Source organism: Vibrio comitans (genome assembly GCA_024346835.1).
Taxonomy (GTDB): Bacteria; Pseudomonadota; Gammaproteobacteria; order Enterobacterales; family Vibrionaceae; genus Vibrio; species Vibrio comitans.
This window is the reverse complement of sequence record AP024866.1, coordinates 451984-476171: the sequence shown is the minus strand read 5'-3', so window position 1 is coordinate 476171 and position 24188 is coordinate 451984. Positions and strand designations below refer to the sequence as shown.

The 24188-nt window shown below is 45.4% G+C and carries 19 protein-coding genes and 6 tRNA genes; 2 read left to right on the top strand and 23 right to left on the bottom strand.

Going from position 1 to position 24188, the window contains the following annotated elements:
* The first annotated feature begins 64 nt into the window (after positions 1-64).
* Positions 65-1327: an HlyC/CorC family transporter gene (locus OCU46_RS02315; protein WP_141269809.1), complete on the top strand. Its 1263-nt coding sequence runs from the start codon at positions 65-67 to the stop codon at positions 1325-1327.
* Positions 1328-1394: 67 nt separating this feature from the next.
* Here OCU46_RS02315 and luxS read toward each other — a convergent pair whose 3' ends face one another.
* The 19 genes from luxS to pncC all read right to left on the bottom strand — a co-directional run bounded on the left by luxS (position 1395) and on the right by pncC (position 18175).
* Positions 1395-1910 (bottom strand): S-ribosylhomocysteine lyase, encoded by a 516-nt coding sequence (gene luxS, locus OCU46_RS02310; protein WP_141269811.1) that lies wholly within the window; start codon positions 1908-1910, stop codon positions 1395-1397.
* A gap of 16 nt (positions 1911-1926) precedes the next feature.
* Positions 1927-3498 carry a glutamate--cysteine ligase gene (gshA, locus tag OCU46_RS02305; RefSeq protein WP_167495339.1) on the bottom strand — a complete coding sequence of 524 codons (1572 nt, stop codon included), beginning with the start codon at positions 3496-3498 and terminating at the stop codon, positions 1927-1929.
* 98 nt (positions 3499-3596) lie between these two features.
* Positions 3597-6485: a M16 family metallopeptidase gene (locus tag OCU46_RS02300; RefSeq protein WP_141269815.1), complete on the bottom strand. Its 2889-nt coding sequence runs from the start codon at positions 6483-6485 to the stop codon at positions 3597-3599.
* A 9-nt stretch (positions 6486-6494) separates the two neighbouring features.
* Entirely contained in the window at positions 6495-6950 is a 456-nt protein-coding gene (locus OCU46_RS02295) for a YqaA family protein (protein WP_141269817.1), read from the bottom strand.
* Positions 6951-7156: 206 nt separating this feature from the next.
* Entirely contained in the window at positions 7157-8287 is a 1131-nt protein-coding gene (locus OCU46_RS02290) for a sodium ion-translocating decarboxylase subunit beta (protein WP_017029620.1), read from the bottom strand.
* Positions 8288-8301: 14 nt separating this feature from the next.
* Entirely contained in the window at positions 8302-10092 is a 1791-nt protein-coding gene (oadA, locus tag OCU46_RS02285) for a sodium-extruding oxaloacetate decarboxylase subunit alpha (RefSeq protein ID WP_141269819.1), read from the bottom strand.
* A gap of 29 nt (positions 10093-10121) precedes the next feature.
* Positions 10122-10385, bottom strand: coding sequence for an oxaloacetate decarboxylase subunit gamma (locus OCU46_RS02280; RefSeq protein WP_141269822.1), 264 nt, complete (start codon positions 10383-10385; stop codon positions 10122-10124).
* A gap of 272 nt (positions 10386-10657) precedes the next feature.
* Positions 10658-10734, bottom strand: a tRNA-Arg gene (locus OCU46_RS02275).
* Between the two features lie 63 nt (positions 10735-10797).
* Positions 10798-10874, bottom strand: a tRNA-Arg gene (locus tag OCU46_RS02270).
* A 65-nt stretch (positions 10875-10939) separates the two neighbouring features.
* Positions 10940-11016, bottom strand: a tRNA-Arg gene (locus tag OCU46_RS02265).
* 85 nt (positions 11017-11101) lie between these two features.
* Positions 11102-11194: transfer RNA gene (locus tag OCU46_RS02260), tRNA-Ser, on the bottom strand.
* A 44-nt stretch (positions 11195-11238) separates the two neighbouring features.
* Positions 11239-11315, bottom strand: a tRNA-Arg gene (locus OCU46_RS02255).
* Positions 11316-11348: 33 nt separating this feature from the next.
* Positions 11349-11441 (bottom strand) — tRNA-Ser (locus tag OCU46_RS02250).
* A gap of 184 nt (positions 11442-11625) precedes the next feature.
* Positions 11626-11823, bottom strand: a complete 198-nt coding sequence (csrA, locus tag OCU46_RS02245) for a carbon storage regulator CsrA (RefSeq protein ID WP_004415691.1) — start codon at positions 11821-11823, stop codon at positions 11626-11628.
* Positions 11824-11900: 77 nt separating this feature from the next.
* A complete protein-coding gene (locus OCU46_RS02240; RefSeq protein ID WP_141273273.1) occupies positions 11901-13073 on the bottom strand; it encodes an aspartate kinase in 1173 nt (390 codons plus the stop codon).
* 148 nt (positions 13074-13221) lie between these two features.
* Positions 13222-15813 carry an alanine--tRNA ligase gene (alaS, locus tag OCU46_RS02235; protein WP_141273271.1) on the bottom strand — a complete coding sequence of 864 codons (2592 nt, stop codon included), beginning with the start codon at positions 15811-15813 and terminating at the stop codon, positions 13222-13224.
* Positions 15814-15992: 179 nt separating this feature from the next.
* Positions 15993-16445 (bottom strand): recombination regulator RecX, encoded by a 453-nt coding sequence (gene recX / locus OCU46_RS02230; RefSeq protein ID WP_141273269.1) that lies wholly within the window; start codon positions 16443-16445, stop codon positions 15993-15995.
* 104 nt (positions 16446-16549) lie between these two features.
* On the bottom strand, positions 16550-17575 hold the full coding sequence (gene recA / locus OCU46_RS02225) for a recombinase RecA (protein ID WP_141273267.1): 1026 nt from the start codon (positions 17573-17575) through the stop codon (positions 16550-16552).
* 105 nt (positions 17576-17680) lie between these two features.
* On the bottom strand, positions 17681-18175 hold the full coding sequence (gene pncC, locus OCU46_RS02220; RefSeq protein WP_208733576.1) for a nicotinamide-nucleotide amidase: 495 nt from the start codon (positions 18173-18175) through the stop codon (positions 17681-17683).
* 82 nt (positions 18176-18257) lie between these two features.
* Here pncC and mutS point away from each other — a divergent pair, with 82 nt between their 5' ends.
* Positions 18258-20825, top strand: a complete 2568-nt coding sequence (mutS, locus tag OCU46_RS02215; protein WP_141273263.1) for a DNA mismatch repair protein MutS — start codon at positions 18258-18260, stop codon at positions 20823-20825.
* Positions 20826-20913: 88 nt separating this feature from the next.
* Here the strand turns inward: mutS and rpoS are convergent, their stop codons facing one another.
* From rpoS to surE, 4 genes are read right to left on the bottom strand one after another with little or no spacing between them, the layout of a single operon-like run.
* Complete coding sequence (gene rpoS, locus OCU46_RS02210; protein WP_141273261.1) at positions 20914-21888, bottom strand: RNA polymerase sigma factor RpoS; 975 nt, start codon at positions 21886-21888, stop codon at positions 20914-20916.
* A gap of 51 nt (positions 21889-21939) precedes the next feature.
* Complete coding sequence (gene nlpD, locus OCU46_RS02205) at positions 21940-22812, bottom strand: murein hydrolase activator NlpD (protein WP_141273259.1); 873 nt, start codon at positions 22810-22812, stop codon at positions 21940-21942.
* 4 nt (positions 22813-22816) lie between these two features.
* The gene (locus OCU46_RS02200) at positions 22817-23443 is read right to left on the bottom strand and encodes a protein-L-isoaspartate(D-aspartate) O-methyltransferase (RefSeq protein WP_141273257.1); all 627 of its coding nucleotides are present in this window, start codon (positions 23441-23443) and stop codon (positions 22817-22819) included.
* Positions 23444-24187: a 5'/3'-nucleotidase SurE gene (gene surE / locus OCU46_RS02195; protein ID WP_141273256.1), complete on the bottom strand. Its 744-nt coding sequence runs from the start codon at positions 24185-24187 to the stop codon at positions 23444-23446.
* Position 24188 lies beyond the last annotated feature (1 nt).

Here is a 24188-nt window from a genome sequence, read left to right as displayed (position 1 = left end):
AGTTGACAGTTGCCCGTAAATCATTCATTAATTGAAAAGAGCTAAATAAAAGGATTCATTTAATTTGGACGACATATCAACCGGGGTACTGTTTACCCTCCTTGCATGTCTTATCATTATATCAGGCTACTTTTCAGGTTCAGAGACTGGGATGATGTCCCTGAATCGCTATAGATTAAAGCACCTTTCAAATCAGGGGCATAAGGGAGCGCGTCGTGTAGAGAAGCTTCTTACCCGCCCCGATCGCTTAATCGGCCTTATTCTAATCGGCAACAACCTCGTTAATATTTTGGCATCTGCCATCGCCACCATACTCGGTATGCGTTTGTACGGTGATATTGGTGTTGCGATTGCCACTGGTATTCTCACTTTAGTGGTGCTGGTTTTCGCCGAAGTAACGCCTAAAACTCTCGCTGCCATGTACCCTGAGCGTGTCTCCTACACCAGCAGTATTCTGCTGAAGATACTAATGAAGTTGCTGTCACCACTGGTTATCCTGGTCAACTTTATTACTAATGGTTTTTTACGACTGCTAGGCATCAAGGGCATCAATCATAAGTCTGATCACCTGAGTTCTGATGAGCTTCGAACGGTTGTGAACGAAGCCGGTAGTTTGATACCGAGCCGTCACCAAGACATGCTGGTCTCTATTTTGGATCTCGAGAACGTCACTGTGAACGATATTATGGTGCCTCGAAATGAGATTACGGGTATCGACGTCAACGATGACTGGAAGTCTATTGTACGGCAATTAACTCACTCTCCTCATGGCCGAGTAGTGCTATATCGCGACCAGATCGATGAGGTAGTAGGCATGGTTCGCTTGCGTGAAGCCTATCGCTTGATGCTGGAGAAAAATGAGTTCAACAAGCAAACCCTGTTAAAGTCTGCGGATGAGGTTTATTTCATTCCTGAAGCGACGCCACTCAATGTGCAGCTATTGAAGTTCCAACGCAATAAAGAGCGTATTGGATTAATCGTGGACGAATATGGCGACATTATTGGCTTGGTTACTCTAGAAGATATCTTAGAAGAGATCGTGGGCGAGTTTACCACTTCGATGGCCCCTAGCCTTGCGGAAGAAATCACGCCGCAACCTGATGGCAGTTACCTGATTGAAGGCAGTGCAAACATCAGAGACATCAATAAAGGGTTGCAGTGGGACTTACCTACCGATGGACCAAGAACGCTAAACGGACTCATTTTAGAGCACTTGCAAGACCTTCCTGAAACTCACATCAGTATCATGGTGGCAGAGCACAATATGGAAGTTATCGATTTTTCAGAAAACAAAATCAAGATGGTGAAGGTTCATCCTATTCAGTAGTGGATGTTCTACATTCATCAGAAATCAAAAAGGCTCCTTTCGGAGCCTTTTTTAGTAGAGAGTAAAACTACACTTTCAGTGTTTGTAGCATCTCTTCTGGAAGAGCCAACTCATCATTTTTATTCACTGATACACCCGCTTCTAAAATAGCGCTAGCAATAGCTTTTGCTTCTTCTAGAGAGTGCATTTCTGCGGTACCACACTGGTACTCGTTCAGTTCAGGGATCTTGTTTTGTCCCTCGACTTTAAGCACATCTTCCATAGATGCAACCCATGCCGTTGCTACATCAGATTCTGATGGTGTGCCAATCAGGCTCATGTAAAAGCCAGTACGACAACCCATAGGGGAGATATCGATGATCTCAACGGAATCACCATTTAGGTGGTTACGCATGAAACCAGCGTACAGGTGCTCAAGTGTATGAATCCCTCTCTCAGAAAGGATATCTTTATTTGGCTGAGTAAAGCGAAGGTCGAATACTGTAATAGTATCGCCACTTGGAGTTTGCATCGTTTTTGCCACACGCACTGCAGGTGCATTCATTTTTGTGTGGTCAACTGTAAAACTGTCTAATAGGGGCATGATCGGCTCTCCAAGGTTATTTCAGATACGCGAAGTATTCTTCTAAGTATTGTTCAAAATCTACCGAATCGGCAGCTTCAATTTGTTGTTGCTTATTCACAGAGTCTGCGACTTCTTGGTCCATCATTTCCTGAGAATAAACGCTGTAATTGTGTTGACGGTACTGCTGCTGATAGCGCTCACCTAACTGCATACCAAACTGGCCATTGCCGCCTTTTTCTTTTACTTCAGCAAGCATTTTACCAGACAGGGTTAATTCTGGTTCATCAATCCAATCTCGCAGTTCATTGCAGACATCTTGATAACCCGTACTGCTGTTGCCTTCATCCATCACCTTAGCGATTTGTTCAAACTGGTCAAAGATGCGGTGCACCCACTGTTGCAAGGTAAGCTTCTCACCATCACAGCCAATGGTCAGATATACCCCTTTACGTCGCCCTTCGGTAATCACTGAATTCCAGTTGTGTTTCCAGCAATTGAGCTCACAGTCATCCATTGGATCAGACTCTGTCAGCGCACACCAAGTAAGGAAGATATCAAGGAAGCGAATCTGACGCTCGCTAATGCCCACCGGGTTAAACGGGTTGACGTCTAATGCACGAATTTCAATATACTCTACGCCACCACGCTCAAGCGCTTCTGAAGGCTTTTCACCACTCTTCGCGACTCGCTTAGGTCTGATAGGAGCATAAAGCTCATTTTCTATCTGCAAAACATTACTGTTTAGTTGCTTAAATTGTCCATCTTCTTTGACGCCAATCTTAGAAAATTTTTCTGAAGGCTTACGAATCGCTCGATTCAAGCCTTCTAGGTACTCACCTACGCCATTAAAGCTTATCTTTAGCTCGCTCTGTTCGCTATTGGTATAACCCAAATCACTCATACGCAAAGAGGTAGCGTACGGCAGGTACAAAGTGCCAGTGCCATTTAATTTTTCAAAGGGTAAGTCTGTTTCGCGACCTTGAATAAAGGTTTCACAGATCGCTGGAGAAGCACCAAAGAAATATGGGATTAACCATCCAAAGCGGTAGTAGTTACGAATCAACCCAAAGTAAGCATCAGACTTAGAGTCCTGACGCTGCTGTTCGTCTTGTTCACCGTATAGGCTGTCCCAAAAGCTTTCAGGAAACGAAAAATTAAAGTGAACCCCTGAGATAATCTGCATCAAGCTTCCATAGCGATGCTTCAGTCCCTGGCGGTAAAGGGTTTTCATTTGACCTGAATTAGAAGAACCATACTGCGCTAGTGCAATGTCGTCTTCATCAGCAACCGCACATGGCATAGACAGTGGCCATAACTGCTCTTGGTCTAACTTACTGTGCGCGTAGTGATGGATGTCTTGTAATTGAGACAGCAGCGTAGGGATATCATTTGAAACAGGAGTAATAAACTCCATTAATGATTCTGAGAAATCAGTGGTTATCCATTCATGAGTCAAAGGAGAACCCAGGCTTTCTGGATGAGGAGTTGTTGCTATGTGGCCATCGGGTTTGTAGCGAAGTGTCTCTCGCTCCACGCCGCGTCCATACTGCGTAAATACCTGCTTGTTAGCAGCCACCTGTGCTAGGCGGTTAGAAAAAATAGTCAAAACAAGGCCACTTATATTTTTAGAGAGTACTCTCTCAATAGACAGCCCTGTACTTGAGAACAAGCACAGGGCATACAACTATCCCATAGATGGGTCGACTAAGGCGCAATTTCAAGTGTTTGAATAGGGAAATTTAGCGTCTTAAGTTGAGGCATTAGCTGTTTCGCGTCTCCGACAACAATAATTTGATAGTCGGCAGGATCAAACCACTTGCTCGCCATTTCATTGAGCGTCTGTTTGGATACGTCAGCAACAATATTATTGCGCACAGCTAGATAATCATGATCCAAGTTGTAGGTCAGTATTGAGCTTAACAAATAGGCTTTCTGCCCTGGTGTTTCATACTTCAGCGCATCTTGTTGCCCAACCGCTAGTCGCATGAATTCAATTTCTTTATCAGTAAAGCCCTCTTTTGCAGCACTGTCCATTTCTTTGATCAGTTCTTTAATAGCAGGAGCAGTTGAATCTGCCCTAACTTGCGCTGTAGCAACGACGGCCCCGATCTCTCTATTCGCTGCAATGTAGCTACTTGCACCGTAGGTGTAACCCTTATCTTCACGCAGATTTTGATTAATACGACTGTTAAAGTTACCACCTAAATTGAAGTTAGCCAGTTGAGTAAGGTAACTCTCACCTGTCGCATCAAAAGGTAACCCTCGGCGAACTAAGCGCACAGACGTTTGAGGTGCCCCCGGCTTATCAACCAAGAATAACGTTTGCTCTCCCATCTCTGGCAGACGGCGCTGGCGTAGCAAAGGCGGTGTTTCGCCCTGCCACTCTTGTAAACTAGCAAGCTCTTTGCGTACTTGCTTCTCAGATAGGTCACCAACCACTAATATCTGCGTGCCCTTTGGCGTGTAGTACTTGTTATAAAAAGCTTTTACATCATCCAAAGTAAGGCTTTTCACTGAATCCATAGTGCCTGATGCAGAGCGTCCATAAATCGTATCGCCGTATAGCACTTGTCTTGTTGCTTGAGAAGCTAACCAGCTTGGTGTCTGATGCTCGTACACAATCCCTTCTAACATCTGGCGCTTAACGCGCTCGAAGTCTTCTTCTTTCAGCAATGGATTGAACAGAGCGTTTTCAACCAGTTCCATTGTCGCAGTAAAGTTTTTACTCAAGCTAGAAACAGTCAGAGTTGTATTGTACTGGCCCGCACTTAATGAGGCGCTACTGCCCAATTTATCCAGCTCAGCAGTAAGCTCTTCACTGGTTAGGGTCTCGTCTCCCTCTGAGACCATAGAGGCAGTAAGACTGGCTAGTCCTTCTTTACCCACCGGTGCGTAGCGATTGCCTGCAGGCATCTTTATTTGCATAACCACGGTCGGCGTTTCCGACGTTTCACTGCCTAGTACTTCAATATCATTGTTCAAGTGGAATGAATACAGCTCAGGCATGGTTCCCGTAACCGCAGACTGCACTTCCGGCATCACTGAACGATCAAACGTATCATTCACGAAGCGGTACTCTAATTCGCTATCTTCGATCTTCTTGTTTTCAGGCAATGTTCTTGGCGGCGTTTCAAAGGTCGCTTCTTTCGCCGCTAGCTCTAGTTTACCTCTAGGTACTACCGATAAAGTCACCTTGTGTTTATTGTCGATAAACTCTTGATATACTTTATAAATAGAATCTGGCGTTACCTTACGTAAGCGTTCTAGTTCAATCTGAAGTCGATCTGGCTGTTGATAGAAGGTCTCATTAGACGCCAGTTGCGTCACCTTGCCACGTACACTCTGCAAGGCGAAGATTGAGCCGGCTTCTGCGCTACCCACAATTTCTTGTAGCGAATCAGGATTGATATCAGAAAGCTGCAAATTATCGATGATGTCATACACTTCGTCATACAAAGGCGTTAGATCGGCTCTCTTACTGGAGTCAGCCATTACGTAAACGTAAAAATTACAAGCTAACTCCGTACATTGATGGAATGCCCCCGCATCAAGCGCTTTTTCAGTCTTCACCAATTTTTGATAAAGAATACTATTTCGTCCGCTCCCTAAAACCTTAGCTAATACGTCAAGATCAGCATTGCGCGCTTCCCCTTGGTAAGTCGTTGGCCATCCCATGACAAGCATTGGTTGTTGGATCATACGATCTTCAAGGGTAACGTAGCGGTCTTCATTGAGGACAGCCGGTTGCTTAGGTGCAGCCTCTACTTCTGGACCACGGGGAATTGGACCAAAATACTTCTCTACCCATTCAAGTACTTGCTCTGTCTCAAAATCACCACCTATGGTCAAAACTGCATTGTTTGGGCCATACCAACGCAAGAAGAAGGCTTTAAGATCATTCACATCGACCTTATCTAAGTCTTCAACATAACCAATGGTCTGCCATGAGTATGGGTGCCCTTCCGGATACATAGCCTCACCCATTTTTTCCCACATCAAGCCATACGGGCGATTGTCATAGTTTTGAGCGCGCTCATTTTTAACGGTATCACGCTGTATTTCAAACTTGCGTTGAGACACAGCCTCAAGCAAGAAGCCCATACGATCTGACTCAAGCCAAAGCATCTTCTCTAGCTGGTTCGATGGGACTGTTTCAAAGTAGTTGGTGCGGTCACGATTGGTTGTACCGTTAAGCGATCCACCTGCTTCGGTGATGATCTTAAAGTGCTGTTGATCTGCCACGTGTTTCGAACCTTGAAACATCATGTGCTCAAAGAAGTGCGCAAAACCAGACTTACCAATCTCTTCTCTCGCTGAGCCCACATGATAGGTGACATCAACATGAACCAAAGGATCTGAATGATCAGGCGATAAGATTAAGGTTAATCCATTGGCAAGCTTATATTTTGAGTAGGCGATCGACGCCTTGCCCGGTGTTGCATCGACTTTTTCAACTAGCTGAATGGCCGAATCCTTAGGCTTTGGCTCAACTGTGCTCTCTTGAGTAGAGCAAGCCGCTAACAGAGTCACAGCGGTCAGCGTGCCCACAAGCTTGTACTTGGACAATGACAGGTTAAGACGAGATAAGATCATTGTTGTTCCTTATAGATTACCCAGCCCAGTGTATAACCCTACTAGTACCGCATAGCGGACTAATTTTCCTAGGGCTATCAACACCAAACAGGGAAGAAAGCGCATTCGAAGCCACCCAGCGGCTAGGCACAAAGGGTCACCAATAACGGGAGCCCAGCTAAACAATAGACCCCAATAGCCATATTTTTGTAACCAAGCTATGGCTTTGTGACCATGTTTTTCCTGCTGAGTTCGATTTGGTATCCACAAACCCAGCCAATAGTTAGTTAATCCACCAAGAGTGTTACCCAAGGTAGCAACCAACAAGATGCTAAAAATTGAATATTGATTAAGACTCAGTGTGGCGATAAGCGCCGCTTCTGAACCGCCCGGAAGTAGCGTTGCACTTAAAAATCCCGTTGCAAATAGTAAGGTCAGCGCCGAATCGGCAAACCAAACACCGAGCTGAGCAAATACAGCATCCACTAGCTTACAGTCTCAAAACAACAATTATTAATAAGGTATACGTTACAAGTAAACGAGGTAAGCCACAGAGGCATAATTTTCTGACCATTTGAGATGCATATCGTTACATATTACCGACAATTCTCAGGAATATCATTGTTTTGCTGTCAGAGATAAGTGAAAAAAAAGGATGCAAAAATGCATCCTTTTCTCAATAGTGAAAGGAGTTAGCCCACCAGAGCAAGTAGGATACCAGCAGCGACTGCTGAGCCTAATACACCCGCTACGTTCGGCCCCATTGCATGCATTAATAAGAAGTTCTGAGGGTTTGCCTGCAGACCTACCTTGTTAACAACACGAGCCGCCATTGGAACCGCAGATACACCAGCCGCGCCAATGAGTGGGTTAATGTCTTCTTTAGACACCTTGTTCAGTAACTTGGCCATCAATACGCCACCCGCAGTACCAATACTGAAGGCAACTGCACCAAGACCAAGGATACCTAAGGTTTCGATGTTCAAGAACTTATCCGCTTGAAGCTTCGAACCTACACCAAGGCCCAAGAAAATGGTAACAATGTTGATGAGTTCGTTTTGGGCTGTCTTACTCAAACGGTCCACAACACCTGCTTCTCGCATCAGGTTTCCAAGACAAAACATTCCGACCAAAGGCGTTGCCGACGGCAAAAATAGGATTGTCATTAGCAGTACACCTAGTGGGAAGAATACCTTCTCACCTTTACCCACATGACGAAGCTGCGCCATTTTGATGGTACGTTCTTCTGGGGTAGTTAACGCCTTCATAATAGGTGGCTGAATGATTGGAACTAAAGCCATGTAACTGTAGGCAGAAACTGCGATTGCACCAAGCAAATCAGGGGACAATCGGCTTGCTAAGAAGATCGCGGTTGGACCATCAGCACCACCGATAATGGCAATTGACGATGCATCCGCCAAGCTAAACTCCATGCCTGGTACATAGTTAAGCAAGATAGCGCCAAACAAGGTTGCAAAGATACCAAACTGAGCTGCAGCGCCTAACCACAAGGTTTTAGGGTTAGCAATCAAGGCACCAAAGTCCGTCATCGCCCCTACGCCCATAAAGATAAGCAATGGGAATACCCCAGTTGAAATCCCTACCTCGTAGACGTAGTACAGCAAACCACCTGGCTCAGTAAAGCCAGCATTTGGGATATTAGCTAGGATTGCACCAAAGCCAATTGGCAGTAGTAGTAAGGGCTCAAAGCCCTTACGAATAGCAAGAAACAGCAGCCCGCAACCCACCAAGATCATGCAGATCTGGCCAAATTCAAAGTTAGCGATGCCCGTCTCTCTCCAGAGAGTAAGTAAACCGTCCATGTTGTATTGCTTCCTTACGCTAGGCTAAGTAGCGGTGAGCCAACAGAGACAGAATCACCTTCTTTCACATGCAAACCTTGTACTACGCCACCTCGTGCCGCTCGTACTTCGGTCTCCATCTTCATTGCTTCTAGGATCAGTAACACATCGCCTTCTTCAACCACCGCGCCACTTGATACGTTCACCTTGAAGATATTACCAGCCAAAGGTGCAGGCACATCTTCTGCATTACTCGCCACTGGTGCTGCAACTGGCGCAGCCGCTGCAGTGGATGCTGCTGGGGTAACAGAAGTAAGCTCTCCTTGAGGGCCCACCTGCACATCGAAGACCTGACCATCAACCTTAACGCTGTAGGCTTCTACCGTTGTATTAGCACTCGCAACAGGAGCTGGTTTAGTTTCTTCAACTTCTGCTTCCGTGCCTGGTGCTGGCTCAAACATAGATGGGTTGTGACGATTCTTCAGGAACTTCAAGCCCACTTGAGGGAACAGTGCATAGGTTAAAACATCATCTTCAATGTCTTCAGCCAGTGAAATACTTTCTGCTTTTGCCTTCTTCTGTAGATCAAGTGTCAAAGACTCAAACTCATCTTCTAGCTGATCCGCTGGACGACAGGTAATTGGCTCTGCACCGTCTAATACTTTATTTTGTAGCTCAGCATTCAGCTCTGCAGGCGCTTTACCGTATTCACCCTTTAGTATGCCCGCGGTTTCTTTAGTAATGCTCTTGTAGCGCTCGCCAGTTAAGACGTTGATAACCGCTTGCGTACCAACAATCTGTGAGGTTGGTGTCACCAAAGGAATGTAACCAAGATCTTTACGTACGCGAGGGATCTCCTCTAGCACTTCATCCAATTTATCAGCCGCGCCCTGCTCTTTTAGCTGACCTTCCATATTGGTGAGCATTCCGCCAGGAACTTGAGCAATCAAGATACGAGAATCAACGCCCTTCAATTGCCCTTCAAACTTCGCATACTTCTTACGTACTTCTCGGAAGTAAGCCGCAATAGGTTCGATTTGGTCTAATTTTAGGTTGGTATCACGCTCTGTACCCTCAAGCATCGCCACAACGGTTTCTGTTGGCGTATGGCCATAGGTGCAGCTCATAGACGAAATCGCAGTATCTAGAATATCTACGCCCGCCTCTACCGCTTTAACCGCAGTTGCAGTACTCAAACCTGTTGTTGCATGACAGTGAAGTGCCAGTGGAACGTCGCATGCCTCTTTGATGCGTGTAATCAGCTCTTCAGCCTCATAAGGCTTAAGCAGACCTGACATATCTTTAATACATAGTGAATGACAACCTAGGTCTTCTAGACGCTTAGCAAGATCAACCCAAGTATCAGAATTGTGCACAGGACTTGTTGTATAAGAAAGTGTACCTTGAGCATGAGCACCAACATCAACCACTGACTTAACGGCTTTTTCAAAGTTACGCACGTCATTCATCGCATCAAAGACACGGAAAACATCCATACCATTGGCATGTGCGCGCTCTACAAACTTTTCAACCACATCATCCGCGTAGTGACGGTAGCCTAAAAGGTTTTGTCCACGTAGCAACATTTGCATTGGTGTATTTGGCATTGCTTTTTTAAGCTCACGCAAGCGCTCCCATGGATCTTCTCCAAGAAAGCGAATGCACGAATCAAAGGTCGCTCCACCCCAGGTTTCTAGTGACCAATAGCCAACTTTATCCAGTTCAGCCGCAATTGGCAGCATATCCTCTAAACGCATACGTGTTGCGAACAAAGATTGATGCGCATCTCGCAGTACTACGTCTGTTATTGCAAGTGGTTTAGACATGCTCATTAACTCCTTCTAATTTTTGTTGTCTATTGGGCTACAGCTGAACGATGACGATGCACAGCGGCCGAAATAGCGGCCACAACTTTTGGATCGACTCGATGGGTTGATTCAGCTTGAGTAACTTGTTTAAGATTTTGCGGGCTTACTGGCGCCACTGGTTGTTCTGCCGGAAGTAACTTCGACATCAAACGAACCACAAACACCAATAAAGTAAGAAAAAGAAAAACCATAGCCATACCAATGGCCATAATAGAGGCAGCTTCCGATAGCAAACCTGAGATGTTATCCATAATAAAATTCCCTTATTTGTCTTCCTGACAATTCGATGTTTTCACATCGAGCACCTGATTATCTAGATTGATGAAAATTTGTCAATTTTCTTTATTCAGGTGCATGCAGGCAAACCATTGCATAGAAAGTATGCGAATTGAAGACAAAATACTGAGATCAGACCAGAATTTATCAAAAACACTTAGAAAACAGTGCTTTATGTAAATAAAGGGTTATCGGAATGATAATGAGATGTTATAAAAAAACCCCGCCGAAGCGAGGTTTTGTGAAGTGGCGCGTCCTGGAGGATTCGAACCTCCGACCGCCTGGTTCGTAGCCAGGTACTCTATCCAGCTGAGCTAAGGACGCGCGATGCTTCTTTGCAGAAGACTTTATAGAAAAGCCGATACTTGTATCAACTCTTCGTTGTAGTGGCGCGTCCTGGAGGATTCGAACCTCCGACCGCCTGGTTCGTAGCCAGGTACTCTATCCAGCTGAGCTAAGGACGCGCAGTGCTTCTTTGCAGAAGGCTTATATAGAACCGTTAATTATTAATTAACCATTCGTTGTAAAGTGGCGCGTCCTGGAGGATTCGAACCTCCGACCGCCTGGTTCGTAGCCAGGTACTCTATCCAGCTGAGCTAAGGACGCACAGTGTTCTCGTTCTGAGAAGGGTGCGAAGTCTATCACACTTTTCAGTTTAGAAAACAAAAAAATTGACCATAAGGTCAATAAATGGCGGTGAGGGAGGGATTCGAACCCTCGATACGGCTACAAACCGTATACTCCCTTAGCAGGGGAGCGCCTTCAGCCTCTCGGCCACCTCACCGCATTATCACTAACAAGTTAGCATTTTCATATCAAAAAATGATATGGCGCGTCCTGGAGGATTCGAACCTCCGACCGCCTGGTTCGTAGCCAGGTACTCTATCCAGCTGAGCTAAGGACGCGCATTTTGTTCCGTTAAGAACGTTTCGCAAGAATGGCGGTGAGGGAGGGATTCGAACCCTCGATACGGCTACAAACCGTATACTCCCTTAGCAGGGGAGCGCCTTCGGCCACTCGGCCACCTCACCGTCTTGCGGAGGCACATATTACGATTTACCAAAAATATGTCAAACATTTTATTGGCAAAATCACATAAAAAACGGTTAACAGAACAACTTTCAACCAAACCGCTTAAAAATGCTAGTTATATGTACTTTGTGCCTACGATAAAACAAGAAAGGCTAGTCCTATGACTAGCCTTTCAATAGAAACTTAGTAGTTGCCTGATGCAACGTTTCCATTACCTTTTTCAGCTTGAATACGCATGTAAATTTCTTCACGATGCACAGAAACTTCTTTAGGCGCGTTTACACCGATACGCACTTGGTTTCCCTTAACACCCAGTACAGTAACGGTCACTTCATCCCCAATCATTAGGGTTTCACCAACACGGCGAGTCAAAATTAGCATTCGATAGCTCCTTGCTGTCACTCAAAATACTTTGAGATCTATTATTCAATAAAAATAACAACTTGGTAAAGAACTTATTACAAAATAAGCGCTTTTTTGTCTGTAGCAACACTATGAGACTGCTCAATGTATTGAGCATGAATAAAATTGGCAGCCCGATCCAGATGTTCCGGTAATAGTAGCAACTTCACTACCCTATCACACCTAAAACTATCAAGAACTTTGATATCTTCCGCCAACAATTGAGGTAAAACATCGATATGTAGCTCCTCAAGCTCAGCACCGACGATAGTCAGGGCACTAATAGGCTCAACGATGCTGACGTCGTCAGATAGGATCTGTAATAGCTTGGAGACATCATTATTGTTAACAATAAGATGTTCAGCCGTTTGAGAATGCACCGCAATACCAAGTAGTTGGCACTGCATTGCAATCTGATCTGCTTTTTCTAGATTAACAACTAGGCGAGCAAGTTCGCGCTGAAGTGCTAAACCACACACATTTTTTTTGCTCTGTAAGCGAGTGACCAAAGTGCCTTGTTTTGGCGAAAACGAGGATAACACTCGGATATCCAAGTTGTATTTAGCTGCAAACTCAACACACGGCTCGTGTAAAACCTTGGCACCATGCTTTGCCATGGTTTGCATGTCATCAAAGTCGACATGCTCTAATTTCAAAGCCGATTCAACCACTCTAGGGTCACAACTATACACGCCATCAACATCTGTGAAGATCTGGCACTCGTTAGCTCCTAGAAGCCCTGCTAGAGTGACTGCACTGGTATCTGAACCTCCACGTCCTAGCGTGGTAATCGCGCCGGCTTGGTTAACGCCTTGGAAGCCTGCCACAATCACTATATGACCATCACTGAGTAGTTGGTCAAACTTCTCATTGTCTACAGACTGAATCGTTGCTTGATTGTGCATATCATCGGTAACAATGCCTGCTTGCCACCCCGTTAGAGAGGTCGCTTTGTGGCCGAGCTTATTAAGAGTCATCGCCAATAAAGCTATGGTCACCTGCTCCCCAGCTGACAAGATAACATCGAGTTCTCTTGAGTTGGGAACACTATCCACTTCATAGGCTAAGCCTTGCAACCGATTCGTTTCACCTGACATCGCTGAAACCACAACCACGACTTGATTGCCTTGCTCTTTGGTCTTTATTACCTGCTCGGCAACCGCTCGAATTCGGTCAACTGAACCTACAGATGTCCCACCAAACTTTTGCACGATTAATCGGTTCTTCACTTACTTTCCACCTTCCTAAAACAGTCTTCTGTTCTTTGTACACAGGACACTTTAAAACAACAAAACCAAGCATTTTGCGATAACAAAAATGCTTGGTTCCTATTACTTTACTTGGGTACCCGATGCACCCAAGTTAATTACTATTCGCTTACAGGCGCTCTTCCAACCAAGGAATAACCGATTGTAGAGCCTCTGGTAATGCCGCTACGTCTGTACCGCCCGCTTGAGCCATATCAGGGCGACCGCCGCCTTTACCACCTACTTGAGTCGCAACTAAGTTAACCAACTCACCCGCTTTTACTTTGCCAGTTAAGTCTTTAGTTACACCTGCAACCAAGCCAACTTTGTCGTTGGCAATATTGGCAAATAAGATAACACCAGTACCAATGCGGTTCTTCGTATCATCAACCATGTTACGAAGATTCTTGTTATCTGCACCTTCAAGTGCAGCAATAAGCACTTTAGTACCGTTAACTTCCTGTACCTTACCCATGATGTTGGCGCTTTCTGCCGCTACCATTTTGTCTTTCAGGTACTGAATCTCTTTCTCTAACGATTTGGCTTTCTTCGCTGACTCAACTAGCTTCTGTTGTAGTTTGTCCTGCTCTGCATCGATAGCATCTAGAGCTGCATCAGCGGTTACCGCTTCGATACGACGAATACCGGCAGCAATACCACCTTCAGAAGTAATCTTGAACAGACCAATATCACCCGTATTAGCAGCGTGAATACCACCACACAATTCAGTAGAGAACTCACCCATAGAAAGCACGCGAACTTCGTCGTCATACTTCTCACCAAACAATGCCATCGCGCCTTTCTGCTTAGCAGACTCGATGTCCATTACATTGGTTTCAATATCGTGGTTAGTTCGAATTTGAGCATTAACCATACGCTCTACTTGCTTCAATTCAGCCGCGGTCACCGCTTCAAGGTGAGAGAAATCAAAACGAAGGTTCTCTGCTTTTACCAATGAACCTTTCTGAGTAACGTGCTCACCTAGAACCTTACGTAACGCAGCGTGTAGCAAGTGAGTTGCTGAGTGGTTCAATGAAATTTGTGCACGGCGCACTGCATTAACAGCCGCTTTTGCTTTTTCACCCGAGCTCATCACACCTTCAACAAGCTCGCCATGGTGCGCAATCGCATTGCCTAGTTTCTGAGTATCAGTAACCTTAAACTCACCAAGCTCAGTTTTCAGAGTACCTGTATCACCAGATTGGCCACCTGATTCGGCGTAGAACGGAGTTTGCTCAAGAACAATAATGGCCTTCTGACCACTTGATAGGTTCTCTGTAGGTTGGCCCTCGACAAAGATAGCTTCAATGTTGCTCTCACCATCTGTCGCAGAGTAACCACAAAACTCTGTTGTGCTGTCTAGCTTGATAGTCTCGTTGTAATCAGTACCAAACTGGCCAGCTTCACGTGCACGTTGACGCTGTGCTTCCATCGCTTTCTGGAAGCCTTCTTCGTCAATGTTGAATTCACGCTCACGTGCAACATCATTGGTTAAATCCGCTGGGAAACCATAGGTATCGTACAATTTGAATACTGTCTCACCATCAAGCGTAGATTTACCTTCGCTTTTCAAGGCATCCAGTGCATCGTTAAGAATGCTCATACCGCGCTCTAGAGTGCGACCAAAGTTCTCTTCCTCAATGCGAAGTACTTTCTCAACCAGTGCTTGTTGCTTCTTAAGTTCAGCGCCAGCTTCACCCATAACATCAGCCAACACACCAACTAGTGTGTGGAAGAATGCACCTTGAGCACCTAACTTGTTACCGTGACGAACTGCGCGGCGAATAATACGGCGAAGTACGTAGCCACGACCTTCATTTGATGGCATAACGCCATCAACGATAAGGAAAGAACATGAACGGATATGGTCTGCGATTACGCGTAGAGACTGATTTGAAAGGTCTTCATAACCAACCGCTTCTGCAGATGCTTTAATAAGGGTTTGGAATACATCAATCTCGTAGTTTGAGTGCACACCCTGCATAATTGCAGAGATACGCTCAATACCCATACCTGTATCAACAGCTGGCTTTGGAAGAGGTTCCATAGTGCCGTCAGCGTGACGGTTAAACTGCATGAATACGTTGTTCCAGATCTCGATGAAGCGATCACCATCTTCTTCTGGTGTGCCTGGACGTCCGCCCCAGATATGCTCACCGTGATCATAGAAAATTTCAGTACATGGGCCACAAGGACCTGTGTCACCCATTGTCCAGAAGTTATCTGATTCGTAGGCTTTGCCACCCTTTTTATCGCCAATACGGATAATTCGATCAGCCGGAATACCCATCTGCTTGTTCCAGATATCAAAGGCTTCGTCGTCAGTTTCATAGATAGTAACTAACAATTTTTCTTGTGGCAGACCAAGAGTGTCCGTAAGGAATTCCCACGCGAACTTAATTGCGTCTTCTTTAAAGTAGTCTCCAAAACTGAAGTTACCTAGCATTTCAAAGAAGGTATGGTGACGGGCTGTAAAGCCAACGTTTTCTAGGTCATTGTGTTTACCACCGGCACGAACACAACGCTGTGCCGTAGTCGCTCGCGTGTAGCTACGCTTTTCGGCTCCTAGGAAGCAGTCTTTAAACTGGTTCATACCTGCGTTAGTAAATAGCAGAGTAGGATCGTTATGAGGTACAAGAGAAGAACTCTCTACAATCTGGTGCCCTTTGCTCTCAAAGAACTTTAAAAAGGCACTACGAATTTCGGCGGTGCTCATGTACATGTGGCAATATCCTGAAACGTTCAAGTTAGAATTTTGCCACATTGTAAATCAAGCAAGGGAGAACGACTAGTTTTCTGTCTAATTTGCCTGAAAATGCTGATGAATTAACGAAAATTTGTCAGAAGGCGTTTACTTATTCTTAAGTAAGAGAAGCTAGCATCGGAGGTATAACTATGAATTTACTCAGGATTTAATGCATATTGGATCTGCTCTGAGCTAAACCCTCGATATTGTAGAAAACGTACTTGGTTGGAGTATTCGTGGCTCTCTGAGGTACTGCTCTCTCCAAAATGCTTGTTTACTGATAGTTTCGCAAGCTCAAACCAATTTTGAGGATCTTCTGCCAGGGCCTGATCGATAACCTCGCTACGCACGTGTTTTACGTGCAAGTTCTGACGAATTCGACGTTCACCATGACCTTTTTCAACATGCAGCTTAATTTGATCTTTAGCGTAACGCAGGTCATCTAAATAATGATGCTCTCGACAAAACTCAATGGCTTCATCAATATCATTTAGCTCGAAACCTTTGTTCAATAGTTTTTGTTGAAGCTCGTACCGGCCATATTCACATCGACTCAATAGGTCTAGTGCGGCCTTCTTAGCTGTTCGAACTGGAGTTTGAGAATACATACACACCTCGTGAGATTCAGTGCGAAGAAAAACAAATAAGACAAGGGAAAGTACTGAGCCTTAGGATAAAGGCTCAGTAGATTAGGAGCATAATTGAGTTGAGATTACTCTACCTCAGCCTCTTGAGTATCTTCAAGTTGAGCTGTAGTCAGCAACATTTCACGTAGCTTAGTATCGATTTCGTGTGCTGTTTCAGGGTGCTCGCGAAGGAATTTACCTGCGTTTGCTTTACCTTGGCCAATCTTATCGCCTTGGTAGCTGTACCACGCACCCGCTTTTTCTACTAGCTTGTGCTTAACACCCAGATCAATCAGCTCACCTTCACGGTTAAAGCCTTGACCATACATAATTTGAGTTTCTGCTTGCTTAAACGGTGCAGCAATCTTGTTCTTAACAACCTTAATACGGGTTTCGTTACCAACAACCTCATCACCATCTTTGATAGCGCCAGTACGACGGATATCAAGACGAACCGATGCATAGAACTTAAGTGCGTTACCACCAGTCGTTGTTTCTGGGTTACCAAACATCACACCAATCTTCATACGGATTTGGTTGATGAAGATACACATACAGTTAGATTGCTTTAGGTTACCCGTTAGCTTACGCATTGCTTGAGAAAGCATACGAGCCTGAAGACCCATGTGGCTGTCACCCATTTCGCCTTCAATTTCAGCTTTTGGTGTTAGTGCTGCTACTGAATCGACAACCAATACGTCGATAGCGCCAGAGCGAGCTAGTGCATCACAGATCTCTAACGCTTGCTCGCCGGTATCTGGCTGAGAAACTAAAAGAGCATCGATGTTTACGCCAAGCTTTTGAGCATAAATAGGGTCTAGTGCGTGCTCTGCATCGATAAAGGCACAGGTTTTACCTTCACGTTGAGCTGCCGCAATCAACTCTAGAGTTAGTGTTGTTTTACCCGATGATTCAGGACCGTATACTTCTACGATACGTCCCATTGGCAGACCACCAGCACCTAGAGCGATGTCTAGAGACAGTGAACCAGTAGAAATTGTTTCTACGTCCATGGTGCGGTTATCACCAAGGCGCATAATTGAGCCTTTACCGAATTGTTTTTCTATTTGGCCAAGTGCAGCCGCGAGAGCTTTTTGCTTGTTATCGTCCATTTTATGCTCCATGGAATCGGGTATTTCTAGTTGATGAATCAATTATTACTGTTAATTCATACAGTGTCTAGATGAAAAAGTGTTTTTTTTGCCTGCAACAAGCAATTACTTATTTTCTATATATTTTTCAATTAGTTGAAGAGCATGATAAACGGACTGATTTCTCACCTCGGCTCGATCACCTGTAAATACACAGCGTTGTACCTGTATAAGTTCAGTATTAAACGCTAACCCAAAACACACGGTGCCAACGGGCTTATCTTCACTGCCCCCACCAGGACCTGCAATTCCAGTAATAGAAACGGCTATTTGAGCTGCAGAGTGTCTTGCCGCGCCCAATGCCATCTCCTTCGCAACCTCTTCACTCACCGCTCCAAAGCAGTCTAATGAATGAGAAGTCACGCCGAGCATCTCCATCTTAGCTTCGTTGCTATAGGTGACAAAAGCTCTATCAAACCAAGCAGAACTGCCCGCAATTTCGGTCACGGCTTGCGCCACTCCGCCACCAGTGCATGACTCTGCTGTCGCCATCATCCAGCCATTTTTCTCAAGCAGTTTTCCCACTCGAGCGCTTAAGTTATCCAATGTTCTTTCCGACATCTGACTGATTCGCTTTACCCATTAGTTGTGAATCATTTATCCTAAGCCTCTATAGAAATAATGAAAAGCAACAGAAGTGATTATGTCGGTAAAATCAAAGCCAAAACACACCCCAATGATGCAGCAGTATCACAAACTCAAAGCAGAGAACCCTGATATCCTGCTTTTTTACCGCATGGGTGACTTCTATGAATTGTTTTATGACGATGCAAAGCGAGCCTCTCAACTACTCGACATCTCGCTAACCAAACGCGGCGCATCAGCGGGCGAGCCTATCCCAATGGCTGGCGTCCCTTTTCACGCGGTTGAGGGCTATTTAGCTAAGCTGGTTCAACTTGGCGAATCTGTCGCGATATGCGAGCAAATCGGCAATCCAGCAACCTCAAAGGGACCCGTTGAGCGTAAAGTTGTACGCATCATTACTCCAGGTACAGTGACTGATGAAGCCTTGCTAGCTGAGCGCGTTGATAATCTGATTGCCGCTATCTATCAGTATGATGATAAGTTTGGTTACGCCACTTTGGATATTACCTCGGGTCGCTTTTTAATATGCGAGCCGAAAACCGAAGAAGCGATGCTTGCAGAGTTGCAGCGCACTAGCCCTAAAGAGTTGCTCTTTCCTGAAGACTTCGCGCCAGTACACCTGATGGAAGGTCGACATGGCAATCGTCGCAGACCGGTTTGGGAGTTCGAGTTACAAACGGCAAAACAGCAGCTCAATATCCAGTTTGGTACCAAGGACTTAGTCGGCTTTGGTGTTGAGAAAGCAGAGCTTGGACTTTGCGCGGCTGGCTGTTTGATACAGTACGTCAAAGACACGCAGCGTACCGCTATGCCTCATATCCGTTCGATCACGATGGAAAGGCAAGACAACTCCGTTATCCTTGATGCTGCAACAAGACGCAACTTAGAGATCACGCAGAACTTATCTGGCGGCCTCGATAACACCCTTGCGGAGGTGCTAGATCATACCGCAACCGCGATGGGTAGCCGCATGTTAAAACGTTGGTTACACCAGCCAACTCGTGAAGTCTCAGTTCTGAACAATCGTTTGGATGCGATATCAGAATTAATAGAGCAAGGGCTTTTCCCTGAATTGAACCAAACCTTAAAACAGATTGGCGACATTGAGCGTATTGTCGCTCGATTGGCTATTCGCTCTGCTAGGCCACGTGACCTTGCCCGCCTGCGTACCGCATTACAGCAATTGCCAGAACTAGAAGCGACACTAGAAAGCTTAGTCAATCCACACCTCAAAGACTTGTCCAATGATGCGAAACCATTAGAGAGTTTATGTGAGCTATTGGAGCGAGCAATCAAAGAAAACCCTCCAGTTGTCATCCGTGATGGGGGCGTTCTGGCCGAGGGCTATAACGAAGAACTCGATCAATGGCGCGACCTGGCGAATGGTGCGACGGAATATTTAGAAAAGCTTGAGTCTGATGAGCGAGAGCGACACGGCATAGATACCTTGAAGGTAGGCTATAACGCCGTTCACGGCTTCTACATTCAAGTCAGCCGTGGACAGAGTCACCTTGTGCCTCCTCACTACATTCGTCGCCAAACGCTGAAGAATGCAGAGCGCTACATTATTCCTGAGCTAAAAGAGCACGAAGATAAAGTTCTTAATTCTAAATCTAAGGCTCTGGCAGCAGAAAAGGCGTTGTGGGAAGAGTTATTTGACCTGATCTTGCCTCACCTTACTAGGCTGCAACTTCTGTCATCTGCCGTTTCGGAGATAGACGTACTGCAAAACCTTGCGGAACGCGCTGAAACCTTAGAGTACTGCCGTCCAAACATTAAAAATGATATTGGGTTATCGGTAACCAATGGCCGACACCCAGTAGTTGAGCAAGTGCTAGAAGACCCGTTCATTGCTAACCCTATTGAGCTCCACCCTGAGCGTAAAATGCTGATCATTACCGGCCCGAATATGGGGGGTAAATCCACCTATATGCGTCAAACAGCTTTGATTGCATTACTCGCTCACATTGGCTCTTATGTTCCTGCTGAATCAGCAAACATTGGCTTACTGGATCGTATATTTACCCGAATCGGTGCGTCCGATGATTTGGCCTCAGGCCGTTCGACATTCATGGTGGAAATGACGGAGACTGCGAATATCTTGCACAATGCTACAAACCGAAGTTTGGTGCTGATGGATGAGATAGGACGAGGAACCAGTACCTATGATGGGCTGTCTCTAGCATGGGCTAGCGCCGAATGGCTGGCAAACCAGATTAGTGCCCTGACCTTATTTGCTACTCACTACTTTGAGTTAACGGAACTGCCTTCCCAACTAGAAGGACTGGCAAATGTACACTTAGATGCCGTTGAGCACGGCGACGACATCGCCTTTATGCACGCGGTACAAGAAGGTGCGGCTAGCAAGTCTTATGGCTTAGCGGTAGCAGGGTTGGCTGGTGTACCTAAGCCTGTCATCAAGCAAGCGAGACAAAAGCTCAACTTGCTTGAACAGCTTAGCCATCAACCACAAGCAAACAATCCAAGTAGTGTCGAGATTGCAAACCAACTTAGTTTGATCCCAGAGCCAAGTGATGTGGAAATCGCATTGGGTGCTATTGATCCTGATGATCTGACACCAAGACAAGCTCTTGAAGAGCTCTATCGATTGAAGAAAATTCTCTAAATCTCAGCTCTCAGAAAGTTTAGAACTAATAGCATAAACGTAAAAAGGTCAGCAATCGCTGACCTTTTTTATTTAGCCTTTAAAAATATTATTCACTGTCGAAGTTGAACAGCGACTCCATGTTTAGCCCTTGTTTCAACAGGATTTCACGTAGTCGACGTAGACCTTCCACTTGGATCTGACGTACACGCTCACGAGTTAGGTTAATTTCGCGACCAACCTCTTCTAGGGTTGACGGTTCATAACCAAGTAAACCGAAGCGGCGAGCAAGTACTTCTTTCTGTTTTGGATTTAACTCATCAAGCCAATCGATCAGAGAGTGCTTAATATCGTCATCTTGGGTAGAAACTTCAGGGTCTGAGTTGTTGATATCAGGAATGATATCAAGCAATGCTTTGTCACCGTCACCACCAATTGGGGTATCCACTGAGCTTACACGCTCATTGAGGCGTAGCATCTTGCTTACATCATCAACCGGTTTATCAAGCTGCTGTGCAATCTCTTCTGCGGTTGGCTCATGGTCTAGTTTCTGAGATAACTCACGAGCTGTTCTCAGGTAAATATTAAGCTCTTTAACCACATGAATCGGCAGGCGGATAGTGCGGGTTTGGTTCATCAGAGCACGTTCGATAGTTTGTCGAATCCACCAAGTTGCGTAAGTAGAGAATCGGAAACCACGCTCGGGATCGAATTTTTCCACAGCGCGAATTAGACCGAGGTTACCCTCTTCAATTAGGTCTAATAGAGCTAAGCCTCGATTACTGTAACGACGAGAAATTTTGACGACAAGACGTAGGTTACTTTCAATCATACGCTTGCGTGCAGCTTCGTCTCCGCGAAGTGCTCGTCTTGCGTAAAGAACCTCTTCTTCTGCTGTTAGGAGTGGGGAGAAGCCGATTTCGCCAAGGTAAAGTTGAGTTGCGTCTAGATTCTTTGTTGAAGCATCAAACTCTTCTTTTACCTGAGTTTCCACTTTTTCAACAATACTACTTTCTTCTATCTCCGCACTAACCTTGTCTTCTGCTAGGTCTTCCACTTTTGCTGCAGTGTTATCCATACTCATAGCGCCTCCAATGGCTCAACAGGTTGGCATTACTGCTTATAATGCCGTCAGTTAGGGTAAATATCTTTCCGGGTTAACGGATTTTCCTTGATACCTAATCTCAAAGTGCAGTTTAACGCCGCTAGTGCCAGAGCTACCCATAGTTGCAATCTTTTGCCCTGCAGATACTGTCTGTCCTTCATGGACTAACAAACTATCGTTGTGAGCATAAGCACTAAGGTAATCATCATTATGTTTAACAATAATAAGGTTGCCATAACCGCGAAGGGCACTACCGGAATACACCACACTACCACTGGCAGTTGAGATAACCGACTGGCCACGTTGACCTGCTATATCAATCCCTTTATTGCCTTGTTCTCCTGATGAGAACTTGCTGATGACTCTTCCTTTAGTTGGCCACTTCCATGACGAGACCGCTTTATTTGCTGGCGGTTTCGATGTTGCAGCACTGTTAACACTTTGTTTAGAACCAACATACTCCTTTGTGGACTGCTGATCAACCTTTGCGGTAGCACTTTTTTGTGGATTTGTCGAAGTCTGTCCCGAATTTTGTGCTGTACTCTGCGCAGGTTGAGGGCTCTTTGTAGTAGAAGTTTGAGCTACAGCAACAGGTTTGCTTGAACTATACGCCGGGGTTGTATCTTTATAATCGGGGTGCCAAAGCTTAATTCTCTGGCCAACACGCAGGGTATAAGGTGCTTTAAGGTTGTTAAAACGGATAAGATTATTGACGTTGCGATCAGTGATATAAGCGATGTAATAAAGGGTATCGCCCTTATCTACCGTATAAAAACTGCCTCGAAAGCTGCCTCGATCGAGTTGCTTGTAATCACGATCTTTGGCGGAATATCCACTAGGAGCACACCCCACTAGGGTTGCAATCAGAACAATCCCAATGATCGAACGTAAAATCTTATCCATAAACCTAAGCTAGCTCTCCCTGAACTAAAGGCACAAATCGTACATCTTCTATAATTTCAGACTGAACTCCAGACTCGTGTTTAACAATCTTCAATAATTGTTGATGTGAGTCTCCAATTGGAATGATCAGTCTTCCACCAATCGCCAACTGGTCAACAAGAGCTTGTGGAAGCTCTGCCGCTGCTGCTGTTACTATAATAGCGTCAAACGGAGCATGTGCGCCCCACCCTTTCCAACCATCACCGTATTTTGATGATACATTGTAGATATCGAGCTTAGATAAGCAGCGCTTTGCACCCCACTGCAGCGTTTTAATACGCTCAATGGTAAATACACGTTCAACCAACTGCGCTAACACTGCAGTTTGATAGCCAGAACCAGTCCCCACTTCTAAGACCTTAGAGGTGTAATCCAGTTCCAATAGCTCTGTCATTCTTGCGACAATATAGGGTTGAGAAATGGTTTGTCCATTGCCAATAGGCAGAGCGTTATTATCATAGGCCTGATGCCTCATAGCGTCTGATAAAAACGACTCTCGAGGCAAATTAGCCATCGCCTTCAACACAGCAGAATCACGTATGCCCAACTGCTGCAAATGCTCTGACAAACGTTGAGCTTGATAATGTCCCATCTAAGATCCTTTCAACCACTTATTCATACTAGGTAGCGATTCGTGTGCGGTCAGGTCGACCTGTAGCGGTGTAATCGAGACCTTTTTCTGCTCTAGTGCGTAAAAGTCGGTGCCTATTCCTGCGTCCTGCTCTTTGCCCGGAGGACCTAGCCAGTAAATCTGCTTTCCTCTCGGGTCGAGCTGTTTAATCATGTTTTCTGCATGATGCCTAGCACCTAGACGAGTAACTTCAATCTCACCGAGGTCTTCCCAGGCAACATCCGGAATATTCACGTTAAGAAGTCTATTGGTTGGTATAGGTTGACGCTGATGTTGCTCCACCAGCTGACGCGCTATCTTAGCCGCGGTATTAAAGTGTGTGTTTCCAACCAGAGACAATGCAATAGATTGCACCCCAAGAAAGTGCCCTTCCATTGCAGCAGCAACGGTTCCAGAATAAAGCACATCATCGCCAAGGTTTGCGCCATGGTTGATGCCACTTAACACTAGGTCAGGATAATCGTCTTTCATTAGTTCGTTCAGAGCAAAATGCACGCAATCTGTTGGCGTTCCCTGCACTGAATGAACATTAGGTGCGATCTCATTCACCCTAAGTGGGTTTTCCAATGTCAGTGAGTTTGACGCACCGCTACGGTTTCTATCTGGGGCTACAACGATCACTTCTGCGATCTTTTTTAGCTCCTCAGCAAGAACTCGAATACCTTCCGCATGCACACCATCATCGTTACTTAAAAGAATTTTCATT